The 20,438-nt window shown below is 31.2% G+C and carries 19 protein-coding genes; 14 read left to right on the plus strand and 5 right to left on the minus strand.

The window, feature by feature from the left end; genetic code table 11:
- Positions 1 to 110 precede the first annotated feature (110 nt).
- Entirely contained in the window at positions 111 to 260 is a 150-nt protein-coding gene (locus ABD816_RS14990) for a hypothetical protein (protein ID WP_344928762.1), read from the plus strand.
- Between the two features lie 100 nt (positions 261 to 360).
- On the opposite strand, the gene ABD816_RS14995 is transcribed toward ABD816_RS14990, so the two are convergent.
- Positions 361 to 2,718: a hypothetical protein gene (locus ABD816_RS14995; RefSeq protein WP_344928763.1), complete on the minus strand. Its 2,358-nt coding sequence runs from the start codon at positions 2,716 to 2,718 to the stop codon at positions 361 to 363.
- 1 nt (position 2,719) lies between these two features.
- Positions 2,720 to 3,733, minus strand: a complete 1,014-nt coding sequence (locus ABD816_RS15000; RefSeq protein WP_344928764.1) for a hypothetical protein — start codon at positions 3,731 to 3,733, stop codon at positions 2,720 to 2,722.
- Positions 3,734 to 4,317: 584 nt separating this feature from the next.
- On the opposite strand from ABD816_RS15000, the gene ABD816_RS15005 reads away from it, so the two are divergent.
- The 13 genes from ABD816_RS15005 (at position 4,318) to ABD816_RS15065 (ending at position 16,801) form a co-directional block, all read left to right on the plus strand.
- Positions 4,318 to 5,247 (plus strand): DUF7825 domain-containing protein, encoded by a 930-nt coding sequence (locus ABD816_RS15005; RefSeq protein ID WP_344928767.1) that lies wholly within the window; start codon positions 4,318 to 4,320, stop codon positions 5,245 to 5,247.
- Positions 5,248 to 5,282: 35 nt separating this feature from the next.
- Positions 5,283 to 5,804, plus strand: a complete 522-nt coding sequence (locus ABD816_RS15010) for a hypothetical protein (RefSeq protein WP_344928769.1) — start codon at positions 5,283 to 5,285, stop codon at positions 5,802 to 5,804.
- A gap of 114 nt (positions 5,805 to 5,918) precedes the next feature.
- Complete coding sequence (locus tag ABD816_RS15015; protein WP_344928771.1) at positions 5,919 to 8,072, plus strand: TonB-dependent receptor; 2,154 nt, start codon at positions 5,919 to 5,921, stop codon at positions 8,070 to 8,072.
- Positions 8,073 to 8,171: 99 nt separating this feature from the next.
- On the plus strand, positions 8,172 to 8,792 hold the full coding sequence (locus ABD816_RS15020; protein ID WP_344928772.1) for a hypothetical protein: 621 nt from the start codon (positions 8,172 to 8,174) through the stop codon (positions 8,790 to 8,792).
- A 34-nt stretch (positions 8,793 to 8,826) separates the two neighbouring features.
- Positions 8,827 to 10,185, plus strand: a complete 1,359-nt coding sequence (locus ABD816_RS15025) for a 2TM domain-containing protein (RefSeq protein ID WP_344928773.1) — start codon at positions 8,827 to 8,829, stop codon at positions 10,183 to 10,185.
- Complete coding sequence (locus ABD816_RS15030) at positions 10,178 to 10,531, plus strand: 2TM domain-containing protein (protein WP_344928776.1); 354 nt, start codon at positions 10,178 to 10,180, stop codon at positions 10,529 to 10,531. The genes ABD816_RS15025 and ABD816_RS15030 overlap by 8 nt, the downstream gene beginning before the upstream one ends.
- The gene (locus tag ABD816_RS15035) at positions 10,521 to 10,853 is read left to right on the plus strand and encodes a 2TM domain-containing protein (RefSeq protein ID WP_344928777.1); all 333 of its coding nucleotides are present in this window, start codon (positions 10,521 to 10,523) and stop codon (positions 10,851 to 10,853) included. The genes ABD816_RS15030 and ABD816_RS15035 overlap by 11 nt, the downstream gene beginning before the upstream one ends.
- A gap of 74 nt (positions 10,854 to 10,927) precedes the next feature.
- Positions 10,928 to 11,683 (plus strand): LytR/AlgR family response regulator transcription factor, encoded by a 756-nt coding sequence (locus ABD816_RS15040; protein WP_344928778.1) that lies wholly within the window; start codon positions 10,928 to 10,930, stop codon positions 11,681 to 11,683.
- A gap of 428 nt (positions 11,684 to 12,111) precedes the next feature.
- Positions 12,112 to 12,375, plus strand: a complete 264-nt coding sequence (locus ABD816_RS15045) for a hypothetical protein (RefSeq protein WP_344928780.1) — start codon at positions 12,112 to 12,114, stop codon at positions 12,373 to 12,375.
- A gap of 201 nt (positions 12,376 to 12,576) precedes the next feature.
- Positions 12,577 to 13,614 carry a helix-turn-helix domain-containing protein gene (locus tag ABD816_RS15050; RefSeq protein WP_344928782.1) on the plus strand — a complete coding sequence of 346 codons (1,038 nt, stop codon included), beginning with the start codon at positions 12,577 to 12,579 and terminating at the stop codon, positions 13,612 to 13,614.
- 127 nt (positions 13,615 to 13,741) lie between these two features.
- The gene (locus ABD816_RS15055; protein WP_344928784.1) at positions 13,742 to 14,869 is read left to right on the plus strand and encodes a nuclear transport factor 2 family protein; all 1,128 of its coding nucleotides are present in this window, start codon (positions 13,742 to 13,744) and stop codon (positions 14,867 to 14,869) included.
- Between the two features lie 205 nt (positions 14,870 to 15,074).
- Positions 15,075 to 15,965 carry a YHYH protein gene (locus ABD816_RS15060; RefSeq protein ID WP_344928785.1) on the plus strand — a complete coding sequence of 297 codons (891 nt, stop codon included), beginning with the start codon at positions 15,075 to 15,077 and terminating at the stop codon, positions 15,963 to 15,965.
- Positions 15,966 to 16,069: 104 nt separating this feature from the next.
- A complete protein-coding gene (locus ABD816_RS15065; RefSeq protein WP_344928787.1) occupies positions 16,070 to 16,801 on the plus strand; it encodes a toxin-antitoxin system YwqK family antitoxin in 732 nt (243 codons plus the stop codon).
- A 103-nt stretch (positions 16,802 to 16,904) separates the two neighbouring features.
- Here the strand turns inward: ABD816_RS15065 and ABD816_RS15070 are convergent, their stop codons facing one another.
- The 3 genes from ABD816_RS15070 to ABD816_RS15080 all read right to left on the minus strand — a co-directional run bounded on the left by ABD816_RS15070 (position 16,905) and on the right by ABD816_RS15080 (position 20,427).
- The gene (locus ABD816_RS15070; RefSeq protein ID WP_344928789.1) at positions 16,905 to 18,782 is read right to left on the minus strand and encodes a T9SS type B sorting domain-containing protein; all 1,878 of its coding nucleotides are present in this window, start codon (positions 18,780 to 18,782) and stop codon (positions 16,905 to 16,907) included.
- A 71-nt stretch (positions 18,783 to 18,853) separates the two neighbouring features.
- A complete protein-coding gene (locus ABD816_RS15075; protein ID WP_344928790.1) occupies positions 18,854 to 19,657 on the minus strand; it encodes a lysophospholipid acyltransferase family protein in 804 nt (267 codons plus the stop codon).
- A 170-nt stretch (positions 19,658 to 19,827) separates the two neighbouring features.
- Entirely contained in the window at positions 19,828 to 20,427 is a 600-nt protein-coding gene (locus ABD816_RS15080) for an NUDIX hydrolase (RefSeq protein ID WP_344928792.1), read from the minus strand.
- Positions 20,428 to 20,438 lie beyond the last annotated feature (11 nt).

The raw sequence follows: 20,438 nt of genomic DNA on the forward strand, positions 1-20,438 counted from the left end.
TCTTTGATAGCTTCCAAAGCAACCTTTGCTTTGAATGCAGAACTAAATTTTCTTCTCGATTTTTTCATATGTACAGTTTTAAATTTACAATTTAAATAGCTGTCTTAAAAATGGGGAGTATTATACTAATTCTTAAAGATTTAGGTATGTCCACAGAGGCTATTGAAGTAGCAAAAAGAGGACTTGCACTTTCTAAAAAGGCAAAAAATAATGATTTTATTTTACTTAATGAAGGATTAATTGCAGGCACAAAAAAGTAGGCTCTTAAATACCCTGAAAACAGTATACATTAAAGCCACTTCAAAACTAGTTTTGAAGTGGCTTTAAAGGTTGAAACGTTAAATTATTTATACTCTTAATTCAATTCAAATAATGTCTGTAGTAAGAACATTCTTTTATAACTTCTTTCATAAATTGAGTATCTGCATATTGTTTTGATAAGATTTCAAAATAAGAAGAATGATCACCGCAGAATTCGAGATGTTGATCGTTATAATCTCCATATATATTGTAACAGGGATGAATTTTTGCAAGCATAAATGTTGATTTTGCCTTGATTTCTTCATTACTACTAGTGTTTTGTGCCAATTTATAATAGGCATCAGCATGCTGCATACTGCTATAATCATCTAATTGATCTAGTTGAGTATCATAATAGAAAAGCTCATAACGCTCATCATTATATATATAATTTAATGCACCGGGGAACCATCCACGTTCGCTCAAATTATACCATGCATTACCCAGCATATAATAATATTCGCCCGCTTTATCAGGATTCCTTTGTGCTGCTGCTTCTATTTTGAGTAACGTTTTAGCAAGCAGTAATTTATTATCGTGATGATATTCATCTGTAATTACTTTTCCAGTAAAAAAATGGGAATACTTTTGAGCTATAAGATCGTTTTGTTCTTCAAATGGTACATCAAAAAACTCTCGTATCGCTCCAGAAAAAATCATGCTCCTTATTCCATCATCATAATAATCGCTTTGCTTTTCTATAGATTGATACTGGGCGATGGCTTGTTCTAACTGATTAGAACGAAAAAACATAGTTCCTCTCATCTCGTATATATAATCCTGAGGATTTTTAGGAGGTAGTAATGATAAGATATGATTTTCGAAATCAGTTTTATCAGGAATATCCAGAAACTGCTGAAAAGCTTCGATCGATTTTTCTAATACATAATGTCGTTGTACTAAATTACTTTTTTCTTGTGACATCAATATTGCAAGAATTTCGTTTTGATTACTTTTATATACCAATGCTACATGGTTTATAAAAAAATCATAACAATTATTATCAATATGCTTGTTTTTTTGCGTTTCAATATATAATTGATTTAGTTCATTTCGATCAATCTGCTCATTGATTGTTAATACTTTAGAAATAAACACTAACCGCTGTGCCTGAGCAAAATATCTGGACTGCTCTGAAATTTCAGCTAAAATCGCTCTTGCACTTTGCATTTCTCCTTGATATATACTAAGAAATCCCTTATGAATTTTCCACAAATCCATGTTTTTTGTCGTATTTATGTTTAATTGATTGCTTACGATAGTTTCTAGTCTATTTATATATTTAGTATCAAATCTATTGTTAGTAAGGTAATCATAGTGGTCTGATACGATTGTAGATTTTATAATAAAAAGATCGTGCTGTAGTTGTTCTGCAATTCTCATTATTATCAATTCTAAATATGAAGAATCCGGATTCATATTAGCTAAGCGTTCTGCTTCCACAAGTTCACTACTACTATTATAAAAAGTATTAAAAAAACGAAATACTTCCTGATTTTCTTTTTGCAGGTGATAGCTTATCGCATTTGATTTTTCTGTTTTTGACAATAATAGTCGTATACTGGATGCACAGGTTTCTCGTCTGTCTGGCAATTCTTTATATACTTCTAAAAAAGAGGAGATACTCTTTTCAAATTCTTTTAGATTATATAAAACACCTGCTTTCTGCTCTAATGAGCGATAAAAAATATAATTGGATTTTTTATCATCAACCAGGTATGAATCAAAAACTTTTAAAGCTTCTTCATTTTTTCCCAGATAATGACATAGACGTATGATCTGAAATGCGTATCTATTTTTAATAAAACGATCCTTCTCCTTAGCATATAACTCAAAAGCTTCTACTAACAATTCTTCTTTATCGAGAGCATCAGGATTTTCACTTTCACCCTGATACCAAGAATTATAGGTTTCTTTTCCAGATTGTACTCGTTGATTTCTTTTTGCAAATAATAAATAGTTCAAAAAAATATTCCTTTTATCTGAACCAATCTTTTTAAAACGATCTTTGTATTGTGTATTTTTTCCTGAGATAATTTCTTTAATATCCACCACTGTTGATGTATATATTAATGATTTTAGTTCTTTAGCGGTAAAACTATTGGTAAAATATTCCTCCCACTCTGTAATGTTTCTATCTGTTATTTCTTCCTTTTCTTTATCACAAAAAAGATACTCCGGACAATATAAGAAAGACGATAAGGTAGGATCTGTCAATATTTTACTATCCAAAATCTTAAAATATTCATCTTCATAAATCCAATCTCCACCTCCACAATATAGAGGAGAATCTATACTGTTGTATCCATAAACTCCTGTGAGTAAAAACACATAACTTATACACGAGATGATTTTAATAAAAAGATAATGAAATCGTTTCTTATTACGAGTTGTACTGATTAAAAGTTGATTACTCATATTACTTAGCTATTTTATTTAAAGAATCGCTTCCTAATAAGGTTACTAATTCAGAATTTATATGGTAATAGATTACCTTATATGTTTCCTGAGAGGAGGCATCTCTTACTTTTTTTGCTAACATCTCTAAATCTTTTTCTGAAGGTTGTTCTAAGCGAATTTTATCCCCTTCAGAAAGGAATGTCGTTTTTAAGAATGTAGCTTGGTTAGGTTCATAGAATCCATTTTTAGATGTGAAATTTTGCATCAGATCTTTTTCCGTCACATCATTAATCAATCCTAAAAAAGAATTATTTCTAAAAACTACTGCCCAAGAAAATGTCGGAAATGCTACATCGTATACTAATGGATACTCACCTAAGGTATCAATATACTTCTCTACTTCTGCCACTGATAGTATCGAATTTTGTTCCTCTAATTTAAAAACTGTTCCCGTATTATAAAACATAATCACTCCACGATCTACAGGAGGTACACCTGTTTTATTTTTATACTTGATCTGATGCAGCCTTATGGTAGCTGTAATTAATGGGTTTTTTAGTTCCATAAAAGCTTTAGAGGCTTTAATCTGATTAATAAAATCAAAATACGCTTCCTTAGTTCCCACTGTCCAGTCACAATCAAACTGTATTTCTTTTATAGAAAATTGACCATTGAGGTGTGTGGCATAAATACGTTTAATTTTTTCTGACACATTACTACTTAAGTGCTTAATATCCTCTGGAGTATTTACTTTTTCGAATACATTATTTGTAATAAAGATAACAGGAACAATATCTTGTATACCTGTCATATCTGTTTCAGTAAATTGTATGGTAGCTTTGGGGTATGCTCTATTATCTTCCGCTACCCAGGAAACATCAAAAAACTTAATATATAACTTAGAGGCATTTACGTTTTTAAGAATTGATCTCTCCTCTTCATTAAGTGCAAAATTAGTTTTCCAATGATAAAAACTGATTTCTTTTTGAATAGAATCATCACATGAAATCATGGAAACAAATAAAATTAGCATACTACTAATTTTGTAAAATTTTTTTTTTAATTGTATCATATATATGCTACGTTGATATTCATCACTATAAAAAGTATACACTAGTAAGACTACATGGATTCCTGACTTAAAACAATGTTCAAAACCATAGTTTTTTGATGATCAATTAATGCTTCGTTCCACACATACACTATTTTTCTAATAATAACACTAAGCATAACTGAATCCATATCTGTTTGAAAAATAACACTTTTAAAACAGTTAATTAGCCTTAAAAACTAAAAAAAGAAAATAACATCGTATTCTTTTTATTTAATTGACTTTACAATAAAAATCAGGTAACTAAGGGGTTTTCAGAAAAAAAACTCTTAGTTTTTTATTGATTTGCTTATTTTAGGATCATATTTAAAAAACTAATATTCCTTTATGTTTAGAACCTAACAATAGAAGTATTTTTTTTTTACTCATCACATATTATTTTAAATTCAACAAAAGAAATAAAATCAAAGTATTCATGGATATCACTTATCAATATAAACAGCCTTCTGCAGTTACAATAGAAAATGATAAAAGTGATATATTTTTATCACATTACAACGAATCTTTTGAAGAAAAAGAGGTTCCTTGTTGTATCTGGGGCAAGCTTTAATCCAAAAGAAATAAAAAAACTTAAGGATATCTGGTTAACGGCGTATGCGCTAAAAAATCCGAGTAAATCGATTGACGCCATTATATCAAATCAAAAAAAACGAAACTGGTCAAAACTCCCCATACGTTGGGAATGGTCTGTAAGACGAGGATATTCTGATGATAGAAAATACAGCTGGGCTATTCTAAAGCAAAGCTTTATACAAAAAGGAATTGAGGAGATAGATTTTTCTCAAAACAAATATCTGGATCATATTTTATATAATAGAGAGTTCATTATTGCAGATACCAGTCATTGGTTTTATAGAGGTGGATATTTACAGGAACCTATATACCTCAACCTAATTCTGAACACATTCGCTTATCTTTCAGATATAGAAGCTAGTGAAACAAAATCTATTTTAGAAGCAGTAAAATATAGTGTAGCACATCTATTACCTCTTAATAAAGCAGGTTATCTCTTTCTTACATTAAGTTTATTTTGCAACAAAACGCCTATCCGTGCTGGCGCATTTGATTGGTTATCCTTACTTATAGACACTAAATATCTCGATATCAAAGAATTTACAGCAACTTCTACTAAAATAATTACAAACGATGAAAATCCTATCCCCATGGCCCGAATTATAGAACAGTTTGATCGTTTGTTACAGATGCAAAGTGAACATATTGATGTTTTATATCAGGTAATTGAAGCAAGTTTAGTTCAAATAAATCTTCAAAATTTACCTAAAGGTTTTAGTAAAATGCTTCATTATTATTATGAAGTACTACAAGTTGTAAATAATCCTATTCCTAAAAATATTATTGCAAAACTGGAAGCTATGACACAAATAAATGCTGTTAAAAAAGAATCAAAAAAAATAATGAGTTTATACGAATCATAAAATTTATAAATTTGATTTATACAAATATAAGATAGATGACCCATGAGGAAGTTATATTGTTTATGCTCGAAAATGAGTATTGGATAATCAAAAGAGATAACTTACTTACAAAAGAACTCAGCAATATTATAAGTAATAAAAAGTATGTGCAAGGCTTTATGAATAGTGCGCTGAATTCTAAATCAGAAAAAGCCATCACTGCAGCTGTGACTATGTATTGGCTTTGTTATGAAAGGATAGATCTCGAAAAAGAATTTAATAAACTAATAATTTCTCCATATCATAAAAGTCATCAAACCTTAATTAAGCACCTTCAGGACAAGCTTAAGTATCCATCTTCAGTCAACTATATTAAAATAGCATTGACATCAAATTTTGATTATTTACAATACACATATTCAGAAGATGGAGTAATTGCAAAATGGTTTAGTCATGCGTTACTTGCAATTAATACAAAAGCATCAATAGACTTAATAAAAGAATTTACACAATCAGAAAACCTTGAAATAAATGAGGAAATGAAATATAGATTGAGCAAAATAACAACATCTAATTAAACCTGATTGTTATTCATAACATTTCAACCTCCCAATTCCACAGTTCGGTATAATTGAATTTTACCACACCTGTATTTATAAGATTTTTGAAATATCAATCAAATTTATAAATACATGAGATCATTACTATCAACAATTTTAGTATTCACAACAGCTTTTTTTTATGCACAAACTAAGATTTCCGGAAATATTAAGGATGCTTCCGGCATTCCAATTGCAGGAGCAAATGTTTATCTAGATGGCACGTATGATGGATCCTCATCTAATGATACTGGAGCATTCATATTCTATACAGAGGAAACAGAACAACAAACACTCATTATTTCTTTTCTTTCTTTTGAAAATTTTACACTGACCGCCGATGTCGCCACTATGAAGGCATTAGAAATAAAACTAAGAGAAGATGTCAATTCTTTGGGAAGTGTAATGCTTAATGCTGGTTCTTTTGCGGCTGGTGATAATAGTGAAGCATCAGTGCTAAAACCGCTCGATATTGTCACAACGGCTGGAGCTGCCGGAGATTATATAGGAGCTTTTCAAACACTACCAGGTACATCTACCGTAGCAGAAGACGGAAGGCTTTTTGTACGAGGTGGTGATGCCGATGAAGCCAATGTATATATTGATGGACTCCGTGTTTTTCAACCGTATAATGCGACTGCTAATAATATTCCGACAAGAGGTCGTTTTTCTCCTTTTCTCTTTAAAGGGACTACGTTTTCTACTGGTGGTTATTCTGCAGAATATGGAGATGCTTTATCAAGTGTATTGTTATTAAATACAATTGACCAACCTGATCAGGAAAAAACAGAGTTTCAGGTAATTAATGTAGGCCTTGGAATGGGAAATACCCAAAAATGGAAAAATAATTCACTAAGTATCAATGCCTTTTATTCAAATCTAAAACCTTATCAGGAAATAATCTCTCAACGTGTGGATTGGATTAAGCCCTTTGAATCTTTATCCGGAGAGGCTGTTTACAGACATCAGTTTAAAAATGGATTACTTAAGGTATACGGAGGGCTGAATTACACCAATTTTCAATTGATACAAGAAGATATTAATACACCAGAGGGATTCAATTTTGAACTGACCAATAGAAATCTATATATGAATGCTTCTTATAAAGGAGATTTAGGAAATGACTGGTCAATTAATACAGGAGCTAGTATTGCTAATGATGATAGTGATATTATTATTTCAGAAACAGATGTAGATGATATGGATAACAGTGTCCATCTAAAAGTAAAGGTAAGAAAGCGATTCAGCAACCGTTTTAAACTAAGTTTTGGAGTAGAACAATTTCTCGGTGATTTTACTGAAGATGTAGACAGTCCTGACTTTGAAACGTTTCATACATCCTATCAAAATAATAGTACAGCTACATTTGCAGAAAGCAGCATATTTTTTAATAAGAAACTGGCAATGAAAATTGGTGTTCGGGGAACACATAACCAATTATTGGAATCTACAAAAATAGCTCCACGAGTTTCTCTGGCGTATAAAACTTCAGAAACATCTCAGGTATCCTTTGCTTATGGTGATTTCTATCAGACACCACAACAAGAAATTCTTAAATATACCACTCTCTTAGATCCAAAAAAATCATCTCATTACCTCTTTAACTATCTATTTCAGCATAAAGGCAGAACGTTAAGAGCTGAAGCATATTACAAAAAATATGATCAGTTGGTAAAATATAATACAAGTATGCCAATGTTTGATAGCGACTATATGAGTTCTGGTGATGGGTATGCAACTGGTTTAGATCTCTATTGGCGAGACAATACATCAATTAAAAATCTGGAATACTGGACTAGCTATTCATATCTGGATACGGAGCGAGATTATCAAAATTTTACAGAAAGTGCAACCCCTAATTTTGCCACAGCCCACAATATATCTTTTGTAAGTAAATATTGGATCAAAGATTGGAAATCCATGGTGGGTGCCACCTATAATTTTGCATCCGGACGACCCTATGATGATCCAAACACAACGACATTTATGGATAAAAAGACAAAAGCTTATCAGGCATTAAATATGAATTGGGCATATCTAATAAGTCCACAAAAAGTTCTCTTTTTCTCAGTATCCAATGTATTAGGTACAGATAATATATTTAACTATCAATATGCTAATACTCCTAATGCTACAGGAAACTTTGACCGACAAACCATAAGACCTGCTGCAGATCGCTTTTTTATTGTAGGATTCTTCTGGACGATCAGTGATGACAAAACGGATAATCAATTAGACAATTTATAATACAACTCATCCTATTAAACCTACAACTCAGTCACAGAAATTAGAAAAACACTATAAATCCACCGAATTTTATACCATCAAATTAAAACTATAGAAATTATGAAAATGATTATTACCGTACTAGCTTTTTTAGTAATTACAACAACACAAGCACAAACGAATTATGAAAAAGGAATGACTAAAGCTTTTGAATTTTGGAAAAACCAAAAAACCGATGAAGCCGCTAATCTTTTTGAGCGGATCGCTAAAGCCGAAAAAGAAAATTGGTTACCTTATTATTGCGCTGCTCAAGTACATATAGTAAAAACTTTTAATAGCAAGGATGGAAAAGAAATCTTATCGAGATTAGAGCAAGCACAAAACTACTTAAATGAAGCAAAAACATTTTCTAAAAATAATGCAGAAATAACAATTATGGAAGCCATGTTAAACTCAGCTTATGTAATTTATGATGGGCAAGCATACGGAATGACACATTCTCCAAAGGTGGAAGCCTTATATCAAAAAGCAAAAGCTATAGAACCAGAAAATCCCAGAGCTATTTTATATCACGCTGAATGGCAAATGGGAGCAGCAAAATTTTGGGGTAAAGATCCTAAAGCCTTTTGTCCTGAAATAGAAAAAGCTATATTGTATTTTGAAAAAGAATCCTCTGATATACCTTTTTATCCTCAATGGGGAAAAGATCAGATAGCCAGAGTTCAAAAAAATTGTCAATAATACTGCTACTGCACCAGTAACATTAAATCACCGTATGAAAACCCTAAAAGATATAAAGTTTGTTGTTACAGTTTCATTGCTTGTATCCTTTGTCATTGCAATCTTTTCTTTAATGAGCAACGGATTTAATTTTGAAAAAATAACAACAGTAACATGGTGGGGAATTAATTTTATGTATTCATTTTCCTTAACCTATATCAATACACTATATTTTAGGCTTATCAACTATAAATTTGAATGGAAAAATAAAGGATTAAAAAGAGTCTTTGTTGGTGCCGGTGGTTCCATTTTTATAACCATTGTTGGTTTCGCTATCTGTAACTTCATAACACAAGTAGTCATTCTTGAACAACAAACGGTAACAGAATTTTTATCAGATCAATCTGTAAAAAACTATCTCTTCCCACTATTGTTTACGACTATAATTTCTTTATTCTTTCATGCGATGTATTTTTATAAAGCGCTACAAGAAAATAAAGTTACGGAGCAAAAAATCATTGCAGGAACGGCTTCTGCTAAATTTGCAGCGCTAAAAAATCAATTAGATCCACATTTTTTATTTAATAGTCTTAATGTATTGACTTCTCTTATTGAAGAAAATCCTAAAATGGCTCAGAAGTTTACCACTTCATTATCAAAAGTGTATCGATATGTGCTCGAGCAAAAAGCAAAGGAATTAATCACAGTAGATGAAGAATTAAGATTTGCTAAGACCTATATGACATTATTAAAACTAAGGTTTGAAGATAGTATCATTTTTGACATCCCAGAGCATTCTACAAATCCAGAGGCAAAAGTAGTACCACTTTCACTTCAGATTTTATTAGAAAATAGTGTAAAACATAATATCGTGATGCCTAATCAACCATTACACATTAAAATCTATGAAGATAATGGTTTTCTTATGGTCGAAAATAACTTACAGCCAAAAAAGATAGTGAAGCAAAGTAGCGGTGTGGGCTTAGGAAATGTAAAACAACGATATGAATTACTGACTAAAAAGGAATTTTCTGTTTATAAAACAGATACTGCCTTTATAGCAAAGCTCCCAATATTAACAAAAAAAGTAACAGCGATCAATATGAACGCATCAGCAACCATAGAAATCACAAAAGATCTCAAATACAAACGTGCAAAAGAACGTGTTAAGAAAATAAAGGAATTCTATATCAACTTAATCACCTTTTGTATTGTAATTCCTTTTTTAATATTTATTAACTACAGAACATCATTTGACTTTCCTTGGGTTTTATTTCCAATTGGAGGATGGGGAATTGGTTTGCTTTTTAATTATATAGAAGCATTTGATCATCACCCTATATTTGGAAAAGATTGGGAAAAGAGAAAAATAAAAAAATATATGGAGGCTTCTAAAAGAAAAAATTATGAATGATCATAAAAAAAGAAAAGCTTACGAAAAAGCTAAAAAGCAAGTTGAACAAGAAAAAAGGTTCTACTCTCATCTTACCGTTTATATTATTATTAATTGCATCATCATTTTTTTCAGAATTAAAGCTGAAGGAATGCTTAGCGCTAATTTTGGAGATGAAGGTTTTAAAAACTGGGTGGATATGAATATACTTATAACACCTTTATTTTGGGGAATAGGGTTATTATGTCACGGTTTATGGGTATTCAAAAGAAAAAAGATTATCAGCAGGTGGTTTAATACAACAATTTTTAGCGAAGATTGGGAAAAACGCAAGATAGAAGAATTCATGAATAAGGATGATTTCTAAAAAGTACAAAACTACTATTATGAAAGATTTTGAAGAACAAAAAAGATATGAATATGCTAAAGCACGTATTCATGAATTAAAGAAATTTTACAACCATGTATTCATTTATATTAGCATAGTTGGATTATTAGCTGGATTAAATTATTATACCAATCAATGGGAAAATCTTTGGTTCTCCTGGACAGCCATTGGCTGGGGAATCGGTGTTGCCTTTCATGCTATAAAAGCCTTTAAAATTAATCCAATATTTGATAAAGACTGGGAAGAACGTAAAATCAGAAAATATATGGAAGATGATGAGGATAAAGAATTATGGGAGTAAATGAAAACACACAAAAATATTGAGTACAAAATAGTAAATCAGAAAACAGAAATTAAAACATTGAAGCTAAGAAAATGAATGTATTAATTATAGAGGACGAAAAACCTTCAGCAAGGAGACTAAAAAGAATGCTTGAAGAATTAGATATTAAAGTTGACACTATGTTACATTCTGTCACTGAATCCATTGAATGGTTTAGTAAAAATGAACACCCTGATTTGATCTTTTTGGATATTCAATTAAGTGATGGGCTGTCATTCGAAATATTTGATACAGTTACTATTAAAAGTGCTATAATTTTTACCACAGCTTATGATGAATATGCCTTAAAAGCATTTAAGCTTAATAGTATTGATTATCTCCTGAAACCGATTGATGATGAAGAACTGGAGGCAGCTATACAGAAGTATAAAAAACAACAACCTGCTAAACAACAGATTCAGGTAGATTTTGAAGATATTAAAAAATTGTTGGTGAACCCGATAGACAGGACTTATAAAAAACGGTTTACTGCTAGAGTGGGACAACATCTTAAAATTTTCTCAGTAGAAGAAATAGAATGTTTTTATTCTGAAAATAAGGGTACTTATCTGCATACAAAAGAGAATAGAAACTATCTTATTGATAATACATTAGAAGCACTGGAGGATGAACTAAACCCTCAACAATTTTACCGAGTAAGTCGTAAATTTTTCATCAATATCAATGCAATTGAAGATATCATTTCTTATACTAATTCGAGATTACAAATAAAATTAAATCATTTTAATGAGCAAGAAATTATTGTCGCACGAGAACGGGTTAAAGATTTTAAGGAATGGTTAGAATAACACTGTTTTTAAAATAAATGTCTCGGGTGATTTAGTGATAAGATTGAGTGTTGAATAATGAAGAAATCAGATTTTATAGCAGAATTAAGGTTTCAAGCTACGGAAAAAGGTGGAAGAAAAGAGTATGTCACCTCCGGTTATAGACCTCATATTGAATTTGAAAATTATCCGGAATATTTAACTTCCGGTCAACAGACTTATATCGGAACTGATTTTGTACTCCCTGGAGAAACAGTATTTGCTAAAATTGAGATTTTAAGTACCAAATACTTTACTAAACGTTTATATATTAATATGAAATTTAAGTTCAGTGAAGGGAGTCATACTATAGGTTATGGTACGATAATCAAAATAAACAATAAAAGCCTTATGACTGATCCTAACATTAACCAGGCATCTATAAATCTAAATTTTATCCATCAGATATTATGGACCGCTTACAATCAGATTTTGGACAAAATTACCATAAAGCTTTTTCTGAACTTCAAAAGTTAATCATATCGCATGAGTCTTTTAGAAATAATCGCATCATAAGAGCAATCATTTATTTAGGAAATAAAGATATTGTACAATTAGAAAAACATATAAAACAAGCCAAAACAGATTGGAGAGATATCCTCTTATGGGCAGAATATGATAACAAAGAAAATCGTCTGGGAGATTTTAATAATAAATTCGGGAAAGAAAAATAAAAATAACAAGCAATAAGAATCGACTCAGTGCAAAATTATAAAATAGCGCTTTTTTATTAAATTGATCAACTATACTAGGGTGGCGCTATTTAAAAAAATAAGATAAAAAAGTTTTGATTAAGTATTTAGAAATTAAATGTATTTTTAATCTCAGACTGATAATAGTTCAAGTGTTAGTAACAGATTAAAATACAAAACAAATTGAATTTAGATAACAAGTTAATATTCTTCTTTAGTGCATTAGGAGCTTTTAATAGTATTATACTAAGCATTTACTTTTTATTTTTCTGCAAGCCTACAAATAAATCCAATTATTTTTTAGGAGGATTATTAGCCGTATTAAGCATTCGAGTTTGGAAATCATTATTCTTTTATTTTAACCCAGAACTTTCAAAAATTTATTTGCAGATTGGATTATCTGCTTGCTTTTTTATTGGACCATTTTTATACTTTTATAGTAGGTCTAAAATTGAGGGATCGGATCAGTCTAACAGGTCATTTTACATTCAGATGACTGTCTTAACAATCACTATTTTTGGAGTTGGTGTTCTATATCCATACCAGAAAAATGTAGCGCTTTGGCATCACTATTTTATTAGAATAATTAATTATCAATGGTTCGTATATATTATAGTATCATTGTTTTTCGTGAGAGGTACTTTAAAAAAACTTATAACGCCAAAAGAAAAATTGAATTATAATGAAGTTTGGCTGATAAGTGTCTTTTTTGGTGTATTTATCATTTGGTTTACTTATTTCACTTCGAGTTATACTTCTTATATTTTAGGTGCGTTTTCTTTCTCCTTTGTGTTTTACTTATCAGGATTACTTCTTTTTCGTAAAAGAAAACAAGACTTTATAGTATCAGTCAAGAAAGAAAAATATGCTAATATTAAAATTGAAGAAAATGAAGCGAACAGACTTTTAGAAAAAATTGAGTTCACCTTAACTAAAGAAGAATTGTATAAAAACCCTAATCTTACCTTATCCATATTTGCTAAAAAAATAAATATACGTCCCCAATTATTATCACAACTGCTTAATGATAATTTAAATAAAAGCTTTTCGCAATTTATAAACGAGTATAGAATAGAAGAAGCTAAACATCTCTTAATGACAAATACCAATCTTAAAATTGATATAATTGCTGAAAAAAGCGGGTTTAACTCTAATAGTACATTTTATACTGCATTTAAGAAGGTAACCAATACTACACCAGCTAAATACATACAAAAATAAAATCCTGTTTTCAAACTCCTGATATATACATCAGGAGTTTTATAGTATAATTCTTGACTGATTTTATAGAAAACCCTAAGTATACTTGTTGTTTAAATTAGTTCTAATAAACAATGATAAATTACTTATGAGACATTTTCTTTTATTAATCAGCTTCTTATTATGGAATACTTTAGTTTTTACACAAAGTGAAGAATCTCAAATAAAAAGCACAATTATGAATTATATACATGGTACTTCTTATAACCAATCTGCACTGATTGAAAAAGCATTTTATTCTAATGCTAATCTTTATTTAGAAAATAAAAACAAAACACTCTGGATTGTCCCTGCCAAAGAATATATAGGCTGGTATAAAAATAAAAAAGAAGGAGAATTTACCGGAAGGATAGGAAACATTATATCGATCGATAATTTTGCCGGAATTGCTACCGCAAAAGCAGAAATTATTATCCCCGAGAGCGGTTTAAGATATGTTGATTTATTTCTATTAAAAAAAATTGAAAACAATTGGAAAATTATTAGCAAATCTGCCGGTAGTGAAGAAAGTAATCAAACAGGAGACAAAGTACTGTTTATAGTATCAAATGCATCATTCTACGGCAAATCTGATATTCCTACAGGTAATAGCTTCTCTGAAATAGTGAATGCATATGACACTTTTAAAAAAGCAGGCTATACCGTGGATTTTGTCAGCCCAAAAGGAGGAAGCATCCCTTTAGCTTATATAAATACATCCGATCCATTACAAAAGAAGTATGTATACAATCAAGACTTGATGTATGGATTAAAAAACACAAAAAAACCAACAGAAATAAAGGCAGAAAACTATAAAGCTGTTCACTATATTGGAGGTGGGAGTGCAATGTATGGCGTCCCTGAAAATAAAGATATTCAAAAAATATCAATGACAATTTACGAAAAATATAATGGGATTATATCTTCTGTATGCCATGGAACAGCAGGAATTGTAAATTTAAAAACTAAAGATGGAAAATACCTTTACATCAATAAAATAGTGAATGGATATCCCGATTCATTTGAAAATGAAGAAGCAGCATATTTTAAACATTGGCCTTTTTTAATTCAAAAAACTATAGAAGAAAGAGGCGGTATTTTTGAATTTTCAAAAAGAAATACTTCTCAGGTAGCGGTACAAGGAAATCTGATAACCGGACAGAATTATTTATCATCTAAAGATGTTGTATTAAAAATAATAGAACAGCTAGACAATCAAAAAAAGCATCACAAATAAGGAAATGTATAGTTAGGATTTAAGTTACCAAAATGAGTGGTTAGCAATTCTATTGAAAATACCAGAGCAAAAATTAAACTCAGAATACCTTTCACTCACTGAATACTCGTTACAACTCACTGAAAGCACGCATCAATAATGAATGTATGATTTTAAAATTTTTAATTTTAACACATAACAATATTACTAATTTAAAAATTTCAAAATGAAAAAGTTTTTAACGATATTATCAATATCACTGTTCTTATTTAGCTGTAGTGATTCTGATGAAAGCGACTCTGATGATGATTCGATGGAAGAAGTAACTGTAGATATCTCTTCAGTTGTTCAGGATGCATTTTACTCAGATAATGGTGTTACGGTAACTGTAGAGGATGAATTAATCACTATAACAAGTACTGGTTTACCTGATCATAAAACCCCATACTGGGATATAGAAAATCAAGCACACGAATTATATGAGCCGTTCCCTACATATCTAATTACTAATGATATTTATTATAATGATGATGAATTAGGAAGATTGATCAGTACTGATGATGATGGCAATGCCATTATTACTTATCAAAATAATATGAACACATTAATGACTGCTTTTGATTATACCATGGAAATTCCTACAACACCATCAGAAGCTGAAAATAAAGAAGAGACTGATCTTGGAGTAATCGGTTTAGCGTTAAATGGAGTTCCTATTTACAATAATTTTGAAGGTAGAGATGTACTTGGTGTAGTTGCTATGAGCACATTTGACGCAGCAGGTGCGCATCCCGGACCAAATACTGATTATCATTATCATACAGCTGCACAACTAAGTATTTATGAAGAGAATGATGGAAGCACCTACCCTACCATAAACGATTCCAAATTGATTGGTTTCTTAAGAGATGGCTTCCCTATTTACGGACGACAGGAAGAAGATGGTTCTTATCCTGATGATTTAGATGAAAACGGTGGCCACACAGGAGCTACAACAGAATTTCCAGATGAGATTTATCATTACCACTGTAGCAATGAGAATTACTTAGATTCTGGTTGGTATGTTTTAAAATCAGGTGCCTATCACGGTACTCCCGGGATTAGTTCTGGAAACTAAATGCTAATTAACTTGATAGAAAAGTATCTGTGATGCTATCAAACATAGATACTTTTCTTAATATGCATAAGCTTTAACAAGCAAAAAAAATCATTAAATGCATTATGATTTATTATAAATATATAATACATTCTACGCTGATCAAACACCATATTTATTCTATCAGCATTATTTTTTGTGTGTTAACCACATTTTACTCCTGTAATAATGTTAACAATGAAACAAGCACTATAAAAGAGAATATAAACATAAAAACACCATCAGAACAAAAATTCGATTATTCTATTGATATTTCTAAAATTCCAAAAGATACCATAACTGCATCAGATCATGATTTCTCAATTAAAAATGGTCTTTTTTATTTTAAAAATCAACAATTTTCGGGTATTTTAAAAAAGTATCATCCCAGAGTTAAAATGACTGCATATATTTCTGTTCATAAAGGAAAGCGGCACGGAGCTTATCATAGTTTTTACGATAACGGAAATATTTTTGAAACCAAACAATATAAATACAATCGTGTAACTGGAAAACATAATATATACTGGAAAAGCGGAATTTTAAAATCAGATTACTGGTATCACGATGGCAAAATGGAAGGAACTCAAAAAAAGTGGTATGCAGATGGTTCACCTTTTAGTGTTTTTAATTATAAAAACGGAAAACGTGAAGGTATTCAAAAGGCCTGGAGAGCCTCTGGAAAACTACATATTAATAATGAAATTAAAAATGGTAAGACCTATGGTCTAAATAGAGCTTCGTTATGCTATAATGTCAAAAAACAAAAACCAGTTATTATAGGATATACAAAAAAACAAACGGAAAATAGGAATTAATCTAACTTTTGTAGAAAAAGAAAGATACACCCAAATTTAACACTTTGTCTGACCTGAGGGCATATGTTATAATTTATAAATACATCAATTTACTTATAAATACCTATCTAATTAATGAAAAATGACCTCGAACGATGTTTCCATCCTTTAAATCCACATGAAACCAATATTCTGAAGAGGTTACTTGTCTCCCTTGATAAGTTCCATCCCATCCCCGATCATTCGCTGACATTTGTTTCAACAATTTACCATATCGATCATAAATAAATGTAGAAGCTAATGGGTAATTTTCTATACCTACAATGTGCCAATAGTCATGAAAGCCATCCTCATTAGGTGTAAAATACTGAGGGTATTCTAAAAAAAGAAATGACTTTGAATCCTCGCCACAATCATATGGTCCCCTAACATAAAAAGTATAGACACCTCCTGATAAATTCTGGAATGTATTACTACTCTGATATGTTATTCCATCCAGAGAATATTCATAATCACCGGCAGTAGTAGTGATCACAGTTATCATATTGTTTTCTTCTATTATATTTTCAATCTGAGGAGTTAGAATAGATGCAAGCGTGATCGTTTTAATATTAGAACACCCATTACTATTAGTAATCTCCACGGTATAGGAACCTGCTGTATTTGCCTCAATTTTCTGGATAGTCTCACCCGTACTCCATACATAAGAGGCATCAGCAATAGTTGCATCCAGTACAATTGAAGTACCCTCGCAAAAAACAAGCTGCTCGTCATTTACAACAGGTGCAGCTAATAATTCTAACGAAACTGGGGTTCTCGAGTCAGATACACAAGCTACGAGAGCAGAGGAAGCTTCAGCATAAAATGTTCCTGATACAGCACTGGAATAGCCAACAGTATTAGAAGCAATCAAATTGCCTCCAATGGCGCTATCATACCAATTAACAGTTACATCCTCAGGAACTTCTACAAAAATAAATGGTGAAACATTTTCACACCTTATTTCATTTCCATTGCTAATAGGAGGGTCTGGTTTCTCTACAATTAGTATCTCAAAAATTTCTGACAATGAACTACAAGAAGTATTATTCAGATTAATTGCATCTTCTGCAACGTTAACTCTATAAGAGATTGAATTTGTTATCAATGGAGTTGAATATATCGATGAGTTCTCTCCGGTTATATTTACCCAATTAATTCCATCCGTGCTTTGTTGCCACTGATAGGCATGAGATGAGTAAATTGAAAAATCCGGAGTTGCCATTAACTGCAATTGGACAGGTATATCTTCTTCACAAATAATTTTTGCATCATCATTTTGTGTATCTGTAATTGTAATAGCATCCCCACAAGTCCTAAAGGTAATATCATCAATTGCCAGATCATTACCACATCCACCTTCACTATTATTAATCATTTTTAGAATCACAGAACTTTGTCCGGAAACGGTTTGAAATACAAGTCCGTATTGTCGCCACAATGCAGAAGAAGTAGAAGCGATCACTCCTGTATCACCAGAAGCTAATAGCACGGTATCTGTATTATCCCAAATTTGAAAATTTACTACTACCGGAATTTCCGGAGCACAGCCTGAAAAATCAGGTAATAAATTTATTAACCAAGAAGAAAATTCATAGGAGGTATTTTCGCAAAGACCAGTTACCGTTCTTTTATAAAATTCGCCTGCGGTAAAATCCGCATTAAAAATAAGACTTCGGCCATCTACATCACCTGGGGTATGATCTGGGGTATTATGCCATTCGAAATAATCAGTGAAACTGGAAATAGTATATTGCCCGTCAAAAGGTCTACCACTTACATATTGATATGTTGTCCTTCCGGCTGGCAATGCTGGTCCATCCACAGTACCAGTTCCAAAAGTTTCCATAAAAATAGGCGCTCCTTTATTTCCACTACAAAACCCTAATTGAGCTCTTGCTTTTGTATAAAAAATGCAAAAAAAGATACAAGTTAATATTCCAGTAATCCTGCGTATTCTCATAATTTTTAAAATATGATTTTAGATTACCATTATCTATATGAACTGAATATATTATATCAATTCAAAACCTCTTAATACTCCCAACGTCTTTTTTCGTTTAGTTCTTCTTCCGCTTCCAGTACATCCTGCGGAATAACCTTTAGAAATGATGGATGTTGCTCGATTGCATATTCTAATTTCTCGACAATTTCAGCTATAGTATCATTATCGTAATCAATGTCTAGTGCTTTTTTAATCACCATAGACTGTAGAATTCCTTTCTTTTTAATAACCACTCCTTTTTTATCAAAAGATCTTCTAAATCCGTCTATGACTATAGGGATCACAATGGGCTTATATTTTTTAATAATATGAGCAGTACCTTTTCGAATTGGTTTAAAAGGTTTAGTCGTTCCTTGTGGAAAAGTGATAACCCAACCATCATCCAGAGCTCTGGAAATATTAGTAATATCACTCATTTTAACCTGTCTATTGATATCTTCTCCTTTGGATCTCCATGTTCTTTCTACTGTAATCGCTCCCGCATATGAAAGTAATTTAGCTAAAAAACCAGCATTCATAGTCTCTTTTGCTGCTACATAGTACAAGTTAAGCTTAGGGTTCCACAAATAGCCTACATTCTTAATTGAATCTACTCTCCCACTCAAACTTGCATTAAATACATGAAACATAGCCACAACATCCGCAAAATAGGTCTGGTGATTAGAAACAAATAATACATTATTGTCAGGAAGATCTTTAAAAATCTCGCTTCCCTCAATTTTTAACTCATTGAACCCGCGATAACGCCTATGGGTTAACCCTCCCATAATACGAATAAGCCATTTTTTAAAAATTAGTGTATGTCCAAAAGGATTTCTCTTAAACAATCCCATAAATAATTTAGTTTACTATTCCTCCGTACACTATAAATGCCGGATAATTACTATTCAGTTTTTTATTCTATCAGAATCTATTTACACTGCTAAATATTAGTCTGGTAAAGTCAATATCGCCTAAGATATTAGGTCATTTTCATGAAAAAATAGATTGCCAATATACAAAATCATACATCCATAGCCTCCTTTAAAAACACTTTAAGTTCACTAAGCATCATGGCAGTTGCTCCCCAAACTGTATAACCGCCTAACTGAAAGGATGGTACTTCTATATTTGCAGCATATGATGTTGATAATTTTTTTGAAGTTACATTCTTTTCGTTTAATAATTCCTTTAATGGCACCTCTATTACCTTTGCTACTTCTTCTTCTTGTAATATAAAATCAAGTACTCCTTTAGATATACCAAGAAAAGGATGTACCCAAAAATTAGATGGTGGTACATATACTTTTGTTAGCTTTTTGATCACCTCAATTTTTTCCTTGGTAATTCCTATTTCTTCCCAGGTTTCTCTTAGAGCTGCTGTTTGATAAGTATCATCAAATGTTTCCACTTTTCCGCCTGGCAGCGCAATTTGACCAGAATGCACACCTTCATATACTGGTCTTAAAATCAAAGCAATATGCGTTTCTTCATTCTTTGGATAGCATAACATCATAACCGCTGCATTTCTGGGATATTGCTCAGAAATCTTAATCGTGTCTAATGCTCTTTTTCTAATCTCAGGTGCCATTATAAAATGAGAAGACTCTCCTGGTATTGACATTTTCTTTATTT

It is taken from the genome of Aquimarina addita (genome assembly GCF_039539305.1).
In the GTDB taxonomy this organism is placed as follows: domain Bacteria; phylum Bacteroidota; class Bacteroidia; order Flavobacteriales; family Flavobacteriaceae; genus Aquimarina; species Aquimarina addita.

Coding starts and splice junctions, on each gene's coding strand:
- ABD816_RS14990 (WP_344928762.1), top strand. CDS start 111: ATGGGGAGTATTATACTAATTCTTAAAGATTTAGGTATGTCCACAGAG.
- ABD816_RS14995 (WP_344928763.1), bottom strand. CDS start 2,718: ATGAGTAATCAACTTTTAATCAGTACAACTCGTAATAAGAAACGATTT.
- ABD816_RS15000 (WP_344928764.1), bottom strand. CDS start 3,733: ATGCTAATTTTATTTGTTTCCATGATTTCATGTGATGATTCTATTCAA.
- ABD816_RS15010 (WP_344928769.1), top strand. CDS start 5,283: ATGACCCATGAGGAAGTTATATTGTTTATGCTCGAAAATGAGTATTGG.
- ABD816_RS15015 (WP_344928771.1), top strand. CDS start 5,919: ATGAGATCATTACTATCAACAATTTTAGTATTCACAACAGCTTTTTTT.
- ABD816_RS15020 (WP_344928772.1), top strand. CDS start 8,172: ATGAAAATGATTATTACCGTACTAGCTTTTTTAGTAATTACAACAACA.
- ABD816_RS15025 (WP_344928773.1), top strand. CDS start 8,827: ATGAAAACCCTAAAAGATATAAAGTTTGTTGTTACAGTTTCATTGCTT.
- ABD816_RS15030 (WP_344928776.1), top strand. CDS start 10,178: ATGAATGATCATAAAAAAAGAAAAGCTTACGAAAAAGCTAAAAAGCAA.
- ABD816_RS15035 (WP_344928777.1), top strand. CDS start 10,521: ATGATTTCTAAAAAGTACAAAACTACTATTATGAAAGATTTTGAAGAA.
- ABD816_RS15040 (WP_344928778.1), top strand. CDS start 10,928: ATGAATGTATTAATTATAGAGGACGAAAAACCTTCAGCAAGGAGACTA.
- ABD816_RS15045 (WP_344928780.1), top strand. CDS start 12,112: ATGGACCGCTTACAATCAGATTTTGGACAAAATTACCATAAAGCTTTT.
- ABD816_RS15055 (WP_344928784.1), top strand. CDS start 13,742: ATGAGACATTTTCTTTTATTAATCAGCTTCTTATTATGGAATACTTTA.
- ABD816_RS15060 (WP_344928785.1), top strand. CDS start 15,075: ATGAAAAAGTTTTTAACGATATTATCAATATCACTGTTCTTATTTAGC.
- ABD816_RS15065 (WP_344928787.1), top strand. CDS start 16,070: ATGATTTATTATAAATATATAATACATTCTACGCTGATCAAACACCAT.
- ABD816_RS15070 (WP_344928789.1), bottom strand. CDS start 18,782: ATGAGAATACGCAGGATTACTGGAATATTAACTTGTATCTTTTTTTGC.
- ABD816_RS15075 (WP_344928790.1), bottom strand. CDS start 19,657: ATGGGATTGTTTAAGAGAAATCCTTTTGGACATACACTAATTTTTAAA.
- ABD816_RS15080 (WP_344928792.1), bottom strand. CDS start 20,427: ATGTCAATACCAGGAGAGTCTTCTCATTTTATAATGGCACCTGAGATT.